Origin of the sequence: Aestuariivita sp., from assembly GCF_021404545.1 — a bacterium.
Taxonomy (GTDB): Bacteria; Pseudomonadota; Alphaproteobacteria; order Rhodobacterales; family Rhodobacteraceae; genus Aestuariivita.
On sequence record NZ_JAAWWD010000016.1, the window covers coordinates 24897 to 36993 of the forward strand.

The window sequence follows — 12097 nt, forward strand, 5'->3', positions numbered from 1 at the left end:
TTACCCGTAGGGCGGGACTTGTCCCGCCGACCCTGCAATTGTCCGACACGCGCGCACCCACCAAGTCGGGTGCAGACTGCCAATACGCAAAGCGGCCTCGCGCGCCGTTCCAGGGTCGGCAAACACCCCGAAACACGTGGCGCCGGAACCGGACATGCGCACCAGGTCGGCTTGGTTGAGCGATGTCAGCGCCGCGTCGATCTGGGGGGCACAGGACCTGGCGGGGGCCTCGAGATCGTTGCGCTGACAAGACAGCCAATCAATGAACTCTGCGTGCTCCGCCACCGCCGGGATCTCGTCCATCGCAGGATGCGACTTTTCTGCCAGAGCCGCAAACACGGCGGGCGTCGGCACCGCCCCGCCGGGATTGACCAGCACCATGTTCAATGCCGGAACAGTGGGCACCAGGGTCAGGACCTCTCCGATGCCTGTCATCCGTTGCGGCGCGGATGAAAGGCATACCGGCACATCCGCGCCAAGCGCCAGGGCCGCTGATGTCGGGCCGCCAAGATCTCGTAGGGCCGCCGCCGCGTCCGAGGATCCGCCGCCGATGCCCGCGCCATGGGGCAAGTTCTTTTCCAGCCGGATACAGCCCGTCCACCGTGCCGCCTCGGCTGCGCGCCAGACCAGGTTGCGCGCGTCGGCAGGCACCCCCTGTGAAAACGGGCCGGTCACCTCCAGAGACAGGCGCGGTCCAGGCTCATACCAAAGCCGGTCACCGAGATCGGCAAACACCACCAGACTGTCGAGCAGATGATACCCATCAGCGCGCTGGCCTGTCACATGCAGGGTGAGATTGACCTTGGCCGGGGCAAACCCCTCAGCTGTCGTCATTGGCAACTTCGAGAGGGGGCGCGCCTTCCTCGACCAGAACGGCATCCAGGCCAACGTCCAGCTTGCGTCGGATACGCTCTGGATCGGCCTCGTTTTGGGTATCTTCGGGATCAATGAACGACAGCGCACGCTTCCATTGGAACTCGGCCTCGCGATAGCGGCCTACAGCCCAATAGACATCACCCAGATGATCGTTAACCACCGGATCGACGGGCATCAGCTCGACCGCGCGTTCCATATGGCCCACGGCCTCATCATAGCGGCCCAGACGATAGAGAACCCAGCCCAGGCTATCGACGATATAGCCACTGTCGGGCCGCGCAGCAACGGCGCGCTCAATCATCTCCAAAGCCTCATCGAGGTTGATCTTTTTCTCGACCATCGAATAGCCAAGATAGTTCAGGACCTGCGGTTGATTGGGTCGCAATGCCAGCGCGGCGCGAAAATCGGCTTCGGCCGAAGGCCAGTTATCGGTCCGCTCATGGCTGATCCCGCGCACATAATGCAGGAACCATTCGGATCGCGCCCCCTCATCGGTCAACTCCAGCGCGCGATCATAGGCAGCGATTGCCTCGACGAAATTATCCTGCTGGCGTTGAAGATCGCCCAGCGCGGTATAAACTGACGGCAGGTTGGGGTAATCCACCGAGAGCTGTTCCAGCACCTCGATGGCGGCGTCGGGCTTGCCGCTGCGGCTGAGCGCTTCGGCGCGGCCCTGTTCGGCGGCGAAAAAGTCGGGAGAGGTTGCGGGGACGCGTTTATAGGCCTCAATCGCCAGTTGATACTGACCCAGATCCTCCAGGAGCTGCGCGATCAGCAAGATTGCATCAATATGGTCGGGGCGCAGGAAGGCGGCCATCCGGCCATAGATCAAGGTGTATTCGTCATTGGCCTCGTTGTTGAGGGCCGCGGCAAGGGAAAAGAAAACCTCAGCCATGCCGTCGCGGACGGAGTTGACATGGCTAAATGGCACTGTGTCTCCTGCGGCCAGCCGATCGGCAAGCCGGGTGAGGCTGGGGTCAAAACCCTGTCCAAAGGCGTCCGCCAGAAGGCTCAGTGCCTCTTCGTTGCGGCCCAGTTGCGACAGGATCTCCGCGCGCGCCATCGCACCGCGCCGGGTCAGCATCACGCCGCCAGCTCCATCATTGGCGAAAATCGCCTCGGCCCCTTCAAAATCGCCGACCATCGCCAGAGCCATCGCCTTGTGATAGTGGGCGAAGCCGCGCAGCCCATTTTGTGCCGCAACCGTCTCAAACGCCGCAAGCGCGTCGGTAACTGAGCCTGCACCCAAATGGGCCCAGGCGGTGATCAAGCCGTCCACCAAGGGGCCCACGCCCAACTGCTCGGGATCCCGCGCCAACAGGTCGTCAAATGCGCCCTGATCGGCAAGCCCGGCCAGAACCACCATATGGGCGACCTGACTGCGCAGTCCCAAATCCTCGATCGTAAGGGCGATGGGCATCGCGCGATCAAGCTGGCCCGTGGCGAGATAGGACAGCACCGTATCTTCCATCAGATCCGGATTGCCGGGATCCAGGATCAGGACACGGGCGAAAAACCGCGCGGCGGCGCCAAAATCGCTGCTTTGCACCGCGTGGCGTCCGGCCAGATAGGCGCCGGATCCGGTATCGGCGATCACAGCGGGCGCGCCCAGACCGAGACTGGCCACCAGACCCGAGACGACAATCCTGCGAAATGCCCGCATACCTAATCCTGCCCTAGAGATTTTCCTGAGAGCAAAGCTAGGCCGTCGCGCCATGCGGCGCAATGGCGGCCAGGGAAAGGGGCCGCCAATTTACCAAAAATTGATCACATATTGGGATAGTTTGGGCCATCTCCGCCCTGCGGGACTGTCCAGTTGATGTTCTGGCTGGGGTCCTTGATGTCACAGGTCTTGCAATGCACGCAGTTTTGGAAGTTGATGACAAACCGTGTGTCCTTGCCCTCTTCTTCGACGAACTCATAGACACCCGCCGGACAATAGCGTGCCGAGGGGCCCGCGAATTTGGGCAGGTTCACCGCGACCGGGATGCTCGCATCCTTGAGATGCAGGTGCGCGGGTTGGCTTTCCTCGTGATTTGTCATCGCAAACGAGACGTTGGTCAGCCGATCAAAGCTGAGCGTACCGTCGGGCTTGGGATAATCTATGGGGGTGTGCTTGGAGGCCTCTTCGGTCGCGTCTGCGTCGGTCTTGCCGTGGCCCAGCGTGCCAAAGACCGAAAAACCCACCGTATTGGTCCACATGTCCAGACCGCCGCCCACAAGCGAGGCCACCAGCCCGTATCTTGACCAGAGCGGTTTGACATTGCGGACCTTTTTCAGATCCCGGCCAATCGCGCCCCCGCGCACATCGGCCTCATAGGCGGCCAGCTCATCACCCGCACGCCCCCCCGCGATCGCGGCATGTGCTGCCTCTGCCGCCGCTTTGCCCGAGAGCATCGCGTTATGGTTGCCCTTGATGCGCGGCACGTTGACCATACCCACCGAACACCCCAGCAAAACCACGCCGGGCGCAACCATCTTGGGCATCGACTGATAACCGCCCTCTGAGATCGCCCGCGCGCCATAGGCCACGCGTTTGCCCCCCTTGAGCAGCTCAGCCACCATCGGGTGATGCTTGAACCGCTGAAACTCCATGTAAGGATAGAGATGCGGGTTCTTGTAGTTCAGATGCACCACGAACCCGACATAGACCTGATTGTTATCCAGGTGATAGATGAACGATCCGCCCCCGGCCTCTTTGCCCAGCGGCCAGCCCATGGTGTGGGTCACGGTGCCTTCTTTGTGCTTGTCCGGGTCGATCTCCCAGATCTCTTTCATGCCGAGGCCGAATTTCTGCGGCTCTTTGCCTTTGGACAGATCGTATTTGGCCATCACTTCCTTGGCCAGCGACCCGCGCACGCCTTCTGAAAGAAACACGTATTTCCCGTGCAGCTCCATCCCCGGTTCTGTATTGGGGCCGATGCTGCCGTCGGGCTCCAGACCGAATACCCCCGCGACAACACCTTTGACCCGGCCAGTCTCGCCGTAAACCAGTTCCGAGCAGGACATGCCCGGGAAAATCTCCACACCCAGTGCTTCGGCCTGTTCGGCCATCCAGCGACAGACATTGCCCATCGACACAATGTAATTGCCGTGATTGTTCATCAGCGGCGGCATCGGCCAGTTGGGGATACGGATCTGGCCCGCCTCGCCCAGCATGTAAAAGTTGTCCTCGCGCACTGGCACGGTGATCGGCGCGCCGCGGTCGCGCCAATCGGGCATCAGCGCATCCAGGCCGCTGGGATCCAGCACCGCGCCAGACAGGATATGCGCCCCCACTTCCGAGCCTTTCTCCAAAACCACCACAGTGAGATCGGCGTCAAGCTGTTTCAGCCGGATCGCAGCGCTCAGACCCGCAGGACCAGCCCCGACGATCACTACGTCATATTCCATCGCTTCGCGTTCAATCTCGGCCATGCGGCGCTCCCTGACTTGGTACCCTGCTCGCCTGGCGCTGTGTCCCTGCGATTTTCCCTTCGCGGGTGAATATCGGGTGCGATCCACCCAGGTCAATCGCAACACGGCGTTACGACGCAGTTTCTTGCCCGGATTTGCCGCGTATATGCGCATTTTCGCACCGAAACGCGGCCCTGGCCCTGCCTATGGCGTATCGCCCATCAGATAGCGCGGCCCCTGCCCTTTGCCCGCCGCGCGGTCTTGCGGGTTATAGAGCGCGCAGCTCTCCAGGCTGAGACAGCCGCACCCGATACAGCTGTCGAGCCTCTCGCGCATTTTGGTCAGCGTCTCGATCCGTCGATCCAGAACGTCGCGAAACTCGCTGCTGATGCTGGCCCAATCAGTTTTTGTGGGCGCACGCCCCTTGGGCAGCCGGTCGAGTTCCGCCTTGATCTGCGGCAGGGTGAACCCGAACTGCTGGGCAATCATCACAAAGCTCAGCCGCCGGATGTCGGAGCGGTGAAACTTGCGCTGACCGCCCGCGTTGCGCCAGGGAAAGACCAAGCCCTGCTCTTCGTAATACCGGATGGCCGAGACGGCCAAACCTGTCCGTTCGGCCACGAACCCAATCGATAAACCCGCCGACATATCCCCTCCAAAAAATATCTTGACCTCAAGTTAGCTTAAGGAATTAGACACGTAAGCGGTAGCCCATAAAACAACACCGAAGGAAAGGTCTTTCGCAATGACTGCAAGCTTGGAACACACAAACTATACGGTGGCCGACCCTGACGCGACGGCCGCCTGGATGTGCGATGTCTTTGGCTGGCACATCCGCTGGTCGGGCGCTGCGCTGAACAGCGGGCGCACCGTACATGTCGGCAACGACACCCTCTATCTGGCGCTCTACACGCCCGGCATGGCCAAAAAAGCGACAGAGGATAACTACACCACCATAGGCGGGCTGAACCATGTCGCAGTGGTGACCAAGGATATCAAGGATCTGGAAGACAAGGTGCGCCAGGCCGGTTTCACACCGCACAGCCATGCCGATTATGAGCCGGGCCACCGGTTCTATTTTCACGACACAGACGGCATCGAATATGAGGTTGTCGCCTACGACTAGGCTTCCCCCTTGCATTCTCTGTCTGCATTCTGTCAGGTACGATCCAGTCTGAATGCGCGGGTCGCCCCCATTAGCCTTGCGGCGGCCCGCTTAACTCGTGTGGATTCGTGCCATGGAAAAGATCCCGATGACGCCCGGCGGCTATGCCGCGCTCGAAGCTGAACTGAAGACGCTGAAATCCGTCGAACGTCCTGCAATCATCAAGGCGATTGCCGAGGCGCGCGAACATGGCGATCTGAGCGAAAACGCCGAGTACCATTCCGCGCGCGAAAAACAGTCCTTTATCGAAGGCCGCGTCAAGGAACTGGAAGGGGTTTTGGGGCTGGCCGAAGTGATTGATCCCGCCAAGCTGTCCGGAACCATCAAATTCGGAGCCACCGTGACCCTGGTCGATGAGGATACCGACCAGGAAAAGACCTGGAAAATCGTGGGTGAGCATGAGGCCAATGTCGAAAAAGGCCTTTTGAACATCAAATCCCCCATCGCCCGCGCTCTGATCGGCAAGGACGAAGGAGACAGCGTCGAAGTCCGTACCCCGGGGGGCGAGAAATCCTACGAAGTCCTCAAGATCGTCTATGCCTGAGGCACCCGGGATCCAAAAGATGAAGTGAGGCAACGGATGTCCGGGCCAAACGAAACCGATAGCACCGCCAGACCCACGCCTGTGGGGATCTACGAGCGTCCGCGCCGCCAAACCGTCACAAATATCGAGGTGATCGCCATCGGTCTCAGCGTGATCTGGGTGCTGTTGGCGGTCATGTTTTTTGTGGTGATGCCCGGAGGAGAGGATGCGGGCTTTGACGGTGCCGGGTTCATGGTGACGCTGCTTGCGATCTTCATGCCCGTTGCGATGATCTGGGTCGCCGCCACCGCAGCAAAAGCCAGTCGCATCATGCGCGAGGAAAGCCTGCGCCTGCAATCGGCCATCGACGCGATACGGCAGTCCTATCTCACCCAACAGCAACGCGGCGCCGTCAGCACCGAACCGTCAGTTGCCAAAAAGCTCGAGGAGATCGCCGAAACCACCAAAAAAACCGAAACGGCGCTTGCCACGTTTTCCACCATTCGGCGGGAACTGCGCAGCGCGCCCGCTCAACCCGAACCGCAGACCACGGCAGAGGATCAGGGCCGCCTGGAACTGGGCACCCCGGCCGAAGACCTCTCGCCGCCGCTGGCCACGGCCGACTTCATCCGAGCCCTGAATTTCCCGGAAACGGCCGAGGATGAGGAAGGGTTCACTGCCTTGCGGCGCGCACTCAAGGATCGCAACGCCGCCCAGATGATCCAGGCCGCCCAGGATGTGCTGACACTGCTCAGCCAGGACGGTATCTATATGGACGATCTGCGCCCCGACATGGCGCGTCCCGAAATCTGGCGCCAGTTCGCCAGCGGCACACGGGGCCGTGCGGTCGCCGGCCTGGGTGGCGTGCGTGACCGCTCGTCACTGGCGCTTACGGCGGGTCGGATGAAACAGGACCCGATCTTTCGCGATGCCGCACACCATTTCCTGCGCAAGTTCGACCGGATACTGGTGGAGTTCGAACCCACCGCGTCCGACGCGGATATCTCTGCACTCAGCGAAACCCGCACCGCCCGGGCCTTTATGCTCTTGGGGCGCGTTGCGGGCACGTTCGACTAATCCACCTGCGTCTGCTGATCCAACTCGGTGAAGGACCCATCCTTGATCCAGCGGATCGCCGCTGCGTCATGTGTCGATGTCCCCCAAAATGCGCGGTTTTTGAACGACTTAATGTGTGATGGGTGCGGTCATGTATCCGGCCACAAGGTCCGGTGCTGATGATCCACAGGCGGCCTGTGGTTCACTGTCGTCCCCAAACAACAGCTTCACTCGAACGTGTCTGTGGAATGCGAGCCATGGAACATCTGCTTTGCACTCATATCCAGCCCAGGATCAAATCTGCGATCTCTTTGTTGGCGGTGCATTGCCCTGCGCAGTTGAGGCCTGGAGGAAGCTGCCGATATCGGCCAGGATTTCAGACCTAGTGAGGATCCCACCGAAGGGATGTGCCTCTGAAAGCCGGTGATCAGTACGATCCAGTCGACCTCTCCACATGCTGCCACGCTGACGGATCCGTATTGCACACCGAGCCTTGAACTTGTTCACAAAATCCTCAAGGGTCGCCGCACACATCCGGGAGGGGATCATGGACATTCGCGCCATCGCCATGGGGTTGGCATTTGCCCTGATGTGGTCGTCGGCCTTCACCTCGGCGCGCATCATCGTCGCCGATGCCTCCCCGCTCTTTTCATTGGCGCTGCGCTTCTTGCTGTCAGGGCTGATCGGGGTCGCGATCGCCGCCGCGATGGGCCAGTCCTGGCGGCTGACACGCAGCCAATGGTACGCCACGATCCTCTTCGGGGTTTGCCAAAACGCCCTGTATCTCGGTCTGAACTTTGTTGCGATGCAGACAATCGAGGCCAGCCTTGCAGCGATCATCGCCTCGACCATGCCGCTTCTCGTGGCGCTCGCCACCTGGCTTATCTTCCGGGAGCGTTTGGGCCTTTTGGGCATCGCGGGTCTGGTTGCCGGCCTGGCAGGTGTTGCCCTGATCATGGGCGCGCGGATCAATGCTGGCGTGGATCTATATGGGGTGATGCTTTGCGGGATTGGCGTTCTGGCGCTGACCTTTGCCACACTGGCACTGCGCGGGGCGACATCGGGAGGCAATTTCCTGATGGTCGTGGGGCTGCAAATGCTGGTGGGAAGTGCGGTTCTGGGCGTTGTGGCCGCGCTGTTCGAGACGCCGTTTATCAATCCGTCCTGGCCACTGGCATTGGCCTTTGCCTATACCACGCTGGTGCCTGGCCTTGCGGCAACGCTTGTGTGGTTCCTGCTGGTCAACCGCATCGGCGCCATCCGTGCGGCCACCTTTCATTTTCTCAACCCGTTCTTCGGCGTGGCGATCGCGGCCGTGTTGCTGGGCGAGGCGCTGGGTCCGCGCGATATCCTGGGCGTGGCAATCATCACTTTGGGTATTCTCGCGGTGCAATTGGCCCGCCAAAGTAACAAACCCGCGTGAACCCGCAAAATCGCTGGACCTATGCCGCTTGGCGCCCGATATAATCGCACAGCGAACGGAGAGAATTGTGATGAACAGACGACAGCTCCTGTGCTTGGGCGCAGCGGCCCTCATCCTGCCCGGCTCGGCGCACGCCAGCTATGAGGCAACCCCTTATGTCTGGGGCATGCGCAGCACCCTGCGCGACACCGGACAAACGGTGATCTATAACTTCCGCTCCAGTTGGTCGCTGACCTGTCAGATCAAGGAAGAGATCCTGGCCGAGCTCAAGGACGAAAACCCGGACTATCGCGCACTGATTTTCGTCGATGTGGATTTCGACACCTACGGACCCTCGCAATGGGTTGAACGGCTCAAGGTGCGGCGCCGCTCCACTCTTGTCGTCATCAAGGGCGAGGCTGAGATCGCGCGGATTGAAAACCAGCCGTATAAGGAAAGGCTGCGCAACCTTCTTGACACCGCGATGGCGGTCTGAGGCATCCGTGGCGGCGAGCGATCCTGCGCCGAAACGCTATGTCTTTCTGCTGCTGCCCGGGTTTTCGCATATCGGGTTTTCCTGGGCGCTAGAGGCGCTGTCTCTGGCCAACCGCCATATCTCGGGCCGTATCTGGTACACATGGCGGATCCTGTCGGAAGACGGGGCACCGGTGCCCGCCTATAACGGGGTCACGGTTCAGGTCGACAGCGGCCTCACCGATTTGGGACGGGACGAAACTCTGATCGTCTGTGCGGGGGAAAACGCCGTTGCCGCGAGCACGCTCAAAGTCCTGAACTGGCTGCGGCGCGAGACCAAGAAGGGCGGAGATTTCGGAGCCCTGTCCAGCGGCACCTATACCCTGGCCAAGGCCGGGCTCTTGCGCGGAAAGCGGGTTACAACCCACTGGGAATACCGCAATACCCTGGCCGAGTTGCTGCCCGATGTGATCGTCGAAGACAGTATCTATGTGGTCGATGGCCGGGTCTTTACCTGTGCGGGTTCCGCGGCTTCGATGGATCTGATGCTCTATCGTGTGCACGCCGAATATGGACCGGAGCTGGCCAATTGGGTCGCCGATCAGATGGTCTATACCGACCCGCGCGGTGAAAGCCACGCTCAGCGGCGCTCGCTTGCGGGGGGCGGAGTGCGGCACGGCAAACTGGCCCTGATCCTGCAAATCATGGAAAACAACATCGAAGACCCCCTGACCCCCAATGAGATTTCGGCGGTCGTGGGCCTGTCTTCCCGCCAGATCGAACGGCTGTTTAGCAGGCATCTGGCCACCTCTCCCAAACGGTACTATCTCCAGCTCAGGCTCGACAAAGCGCGCGATCTGTTGCGCCAGACCAGCCTCCCGGTTACCGAGATCTGCATCGCGTGCGGCTTTCGCAGCAGTTCGCATTTCTCCAAATCCTATCGCAGTGCTTTTGGCATCTCACCCAGCCGCGAGGGGGAAACGAGCCACATTGCCTGGCCGGTCACGCAGGCTCCGGGTCGTGCCTGAACGGTGACCCTGCGGAATGGGGACAGCCCACCGCTCAATGGTCTTGCCCGGACCGGCATACATACCTATTCTCCGATCACAGCAAGCATGGAGGCACCATTGGATCACCTGTTCCAGATCACACGATTTGCGCAACATATGCTGGTGACTTCCAATGGCTTTTCTCACACTCGACTCCCTTTCTCTCATAACCCCTGACCGCGCGCGGACCCTTATCAGCGATCTGAGCCTCAGCTTTGGCGCAGAGCGGACCGGGCTCGTCGGCCGAAATGGCTGCGGGAAATCCAGGCTTTTGGCCGTGATGGCGGGAGATGCAGCCCCGACGGCCGGTATCGTAGCGCGCCATGGCAGTATCGGCCTGTTGCGCCAAGGGTTCGATGATCTTTCTATCTCGGTCGCTCAGGCTTTGGGGGTGCGGGCCGCTCTTGATACGCTCGACAGGGTTCTGTCGGGCCAGGGCAGCGGAACGGATCTGGCAATTGCGGATTGGACGCTTGAGGCGCGGATCGAGACCGCGCTGACCCAGGTCGGGCTGACCGGGGTGGACCTCGCAACCGCGCTATCGCGGCTCAGCGGCGGCCAACGGATGCGCGTATCTGTCGCGCGCTTGCTACTCGAAGGCCCGGACCTAATGCTATTGGATGAGCCGACCAACAATCTGGATGCGTCGGGGCGCCGCATGATCGGGGATCTGATCGAAGGGTGGCGCGGCGGAGTGGTCGTGGCGGGCCACGATCGCGCACTGTTGGAAGGCATGGACCGGATGCTGGAACTGTCCCAGACCGGATCACGTGTTTATCCCGGCGGCTGGTCGACCTATCGCGCGGCCAAGGCTGAAGAGGGCGCGCGCGCCCAAGCCGCGCTGGACACCACGACGCGGGGCCTCAAAGCAACCAAGGCCGCCATCCAACGCCAAACCGAGAAAAAGGCACGGCGCGACAAGGCGGGCCGTAACAAACGCGCCCAAGGCGGGGCGCCGCGTATCGTTTTGAACAGGCAGAAGGCGCGGGCAGAGAAAACCGGTGGGCGCGAAGCCCATCTCGCCCATGATCTGGAGCGACGGGCCAAGGAGGCGGTCGAGGCTGCGGCAACACAAATGGAGGTATTGGCACCGATCCGGATCGCACTGCCCACGGGCTCTGTGCCGATGCAGCGGGTCCTCTTGCGAATGACGGCAGCAGAAATCTCTTTTGCGCATGGACTAAGCTTGGGCCCCTGGGATCTTGAGATCCGTGGGCCAGAGCGGGTGCGCCTGACCGGGCCCAACGGGGCCGGGAAATCCACGCTGATGAAGCTGGCGGCGGGGCTTTTGAGTGTGTCAAGCGGCCAGGTCAGCCGATTGGGTCGAGCCACCTATCTCGACCAGGATCTGACCGTGCCGGTGCCCGGCGGCACGCTTTTGGACAACATCCTGCACGCGCAACCCGGCCTGACCGCCCAGCAGGCGCGCGCGGCGCTGGCGCAGTTCGGCTTTCGCAACGTGACAGCGGATCGCGCGGTATCTGGCCTCAGTGGGGGGGAGCGCCTGCGGCTGTCGCTGTGTATTGCGGCATCCGGTCGGGATCTGCCCGAGCTTTTGTTGCTGGATGAGCCGACGAACCATCTGGATGTCGAGACCACGGAACTGCTTGAACAGACCTTGCGAGATTACGCAGGTGCCATTCTCTTCGTAACTCATGACGCCAGTTTTTCTAAGGATCTGAAACCGGCGCGAGTAATAGAAATCAGGTAACGCTTAGGCATACCCCAGCACTCAACAACCGCTGATCGAACTGGTTGCAACAATACTGTCAAGTATCAAACGGGTGCGGCAGTCTTGTCCCTCCCTTTTAGAACTGGGCCATTACATTGGCGGCGAGAGGGGGGAGTAACCTAATGGGATGCACTGCCTTCCCACCAACCCGCTGCTACCGTTGCCGGGATAGGTGGAGACGGCCTGAGGGAGCAAGCGCACGTGAACGTGGCGGCGGTCGCCATGGCCAACAAGATGGCACGTGTCGCCTGGGTCGTTGACAAAGGGTGAGCGATACCGGCCGAATGCGCTGAAGGGCCTGTAATCGGGCAGACGCGCAAACGGAAAAAAGGAATCTGTGAGCGCGGAGGAGATGGACTGCTGTGATCCCTGAAAAACGCGGACTCCACGGGGAGCAGGTCAGCATCGAAGGCGTTCGGCGAGG

General features: G+C 61.1%; 11 protein-coding genes. 7 read left to right on the forward strand and 4 right to left on the reverse strand.

Annotated features, from left to right (window positions below; translation table 11 throughout):
- The 4 genes from HEP69_RS07835 to soxR form a co-directional block, all read right to left on the reverse strand.
- Positions 1-834 carry a 4-(cytidine 5'-diphospho)-2-C-methyl-D-erythritol kinase gene (locus HEP69_RS07835; protein WP_290558002.1) on the reverse strand — a complete coding sequence of 278 codons (834 nt, stop codon included), beginning with the start codon at positions 832-834 and terminating at the stop codon, positions 1-3.
- Entirely contained in the window at positions 821-2539 is a 1719-nt protein-coding gene (locus HEP69_RS07840; RefSeq protein WP_290558003.1) for a tetratricopeptide repeat protein, read from the reverse strand. Before HEP69_RS07840 ends, HEP69_RS07835 begins: the two co-directional genes overlap by 14 nt.
- Before the next feature lie 104 nt (positions 2540-2643).
- Positions 2644-4293, reverse strand: coding sequence for an electron transfer flavoprotein-ubiquinone oxidoreductase (locus tag HEP69_RS07845; RefSeq protein WP_290558004.1), 1650 nt, complete (start codon positions 4291-4293; stop codon positions 2644-2646).
- Between the two features lie 183 nt (positions 4294-4476).
- On the reverse strand, positions 4477-4920 hold the full coding sequence (gene soxR, locus HEP69_RS07850) for a redox-sensitive transcriptional activator SoxR (RefSeq protein ID WP_290558005.1): 444 nt from the start codon (positions 4918-4920) through the stop codon (positions 4477-4479).
- 97 nt (positions 4921-5017) lie between these two features.
- On the opposite strand from soxR, the gene HEP69_RS07855 reads away from it, so the two are divergent.
- From HEP69_RS07855 to HEP69_RS07885, 7 genes are all read left to right on the forward strand, one after another.
- The gene (locus HEP69_RS07855) at positions 5018-5398 is read left to right on the forward strand and encodes a VOC family protein (RefSeq protein ID WP_290558006.1); all 381 of its coding nucleotides are present in this window, start codon (positions 5018-5020) and stop codon (positions 5396-5398) included.
- 112 nt (positions 5399-5510) lie between these two features.
- Complete coding sequence (gene greA, locus HEP69_RS07860) at positions 5511-5981, forward strand: transcription elongation factor GreA (protein ID WP_290558007.1); 471 nt, start codon at positions 5511-5513, stop codon at positions 5979-5981.
- Positions 5982-6017: 36 nt separating this feature from the next.
- Positions 6018-7037, forward strand: a complete 1020-nt coding sequence (locus HEP69_RS07865; protein WP_290558008.1) for a hypothetical protein — start codon at positions 6018-6020, stop codon at positions 7035-7037.
- A gap of 526 nt (positions 7038-7563) precedes the next feature.
- Positions 7564-8439: a DMT family transporter gene (locus tag HEP69_RS07870; protein WP_290558009.1), complete on the forward strand. Its 876-nt coding sequence runs from the start codon at positions 7564-7566 to the stop codon at positions 8437-8439.
- A gap of 70 nt (positions 8440-8509) precedes the next feature.
- Entirely contained in the window at positions 8510-8914 is a 405-nt protein-coding gene (locus HEP69_RS07875) for a thioredoxin family protein (protein WP_290558010.1), read from the forward strand.
- A 7-nt stretch (positions 8915-8921) separates the two neighbouring features.
- The gene (locus tag HEP69_RS07880) at positions 8922-9920 is read left to right on the forward strand and encodes a GlxA family transcriptional regulator (RefSeq protein ID WP_290558011.1); all 999 of its coding nucleotides are present in this window, start codon (positions 8922-8924) and stop codon (positions 9918-9920) included.
- A gap of 154 nt (positions 9921-10074) precedes the next feature.
- Entirely contained in the window at positions 10075-11652 is a 1578-nt protein-coding gene (locus HEP69_RS07885; RefSeq protein WP_290558012.1) for an ATP-binding cassette domain-containing protein, read from the forward strand.
- The last annotated feature ends 445 nt before the right edge of the window (positions 11653-12097 follow it).

What these genes read in the sequence shown, in the direction of transcription:
- HEP69_RS07855 (WP_290558006.1), top strand. Translation starts at nt 5,018, where the DNA reads ATGACTGCAAGCTTGGAACACACAAACTATACGGTGGCCGACCCTGAC.
- HEP69_RS07865 (WP_290558008.1), top strand. Translation starts at nt 6,018, where the DNA reads ATGTCCGGGCCAAACGAAACCGATAGCACCGCCAGACCCACGCCTGTG.
- HEP69_RS07875 (WP_290558010.1), top strand. Translation starts at nt 8,510, where the DNA reads ATGAACAGACGACAGCTCCTGTGCTTGGGCGCAGCGGCCCTCATCCTG.
- HEP69_RS07885 (WP_290558012.1), top strand. Translation starts at nt 10,075, where the DNA reads ATGGCTTTTCTCACACTCGACTCCCTTTCTCTCATAACCCCTGACCGC.
- HEP69_RS07870 (WP_290558009.1), top strand. Translation starts at nt 7,564, where the DNA reads ATGGACATTCGCGCCATCGCCATGGGGTTGGCATTTGCCCTGATGTGG.
- HEP69_RS07840 (WP_290558003.1), bottom strand. Translation starts at nt 2,539, where the DNA reads ATGCGGGCATTTCGCAGGATTGTCGTCTCGGGTCTGGTGGCCAGTCTC.
- greA (WP_290558007.1), top strand. Translation starts at nt 5,511, where the DNA reads ATGGAAAAGATCCCGATGACGCCCGGCGGCTATGCCGCGCTCGAAGCT.
- HEP69_RS07845 (WP_290558004.1), bottom strand. Translation starts at nt 4,293, where the DNA reads ATGGCCGAGATTGAACGCGAAGCGATGGAATATGACGTAGTGATCGTC.
- soxR (WP_290558005.1), bottom strand. Translation starts at nt 4,920, where the DNA reads ATGTCGGCGGGTTTATCGATTGGGTTCGTGGCCGAACGGACAGGTTTG.
- HEP69_RS07835 (WP_290558002.1), bottom strand. Translation starts at nt 834, where the DNA reads ATGACGACAGCTGAGGGGTTTGCCCCGGCCAAGGTCAATCTCACCCTG.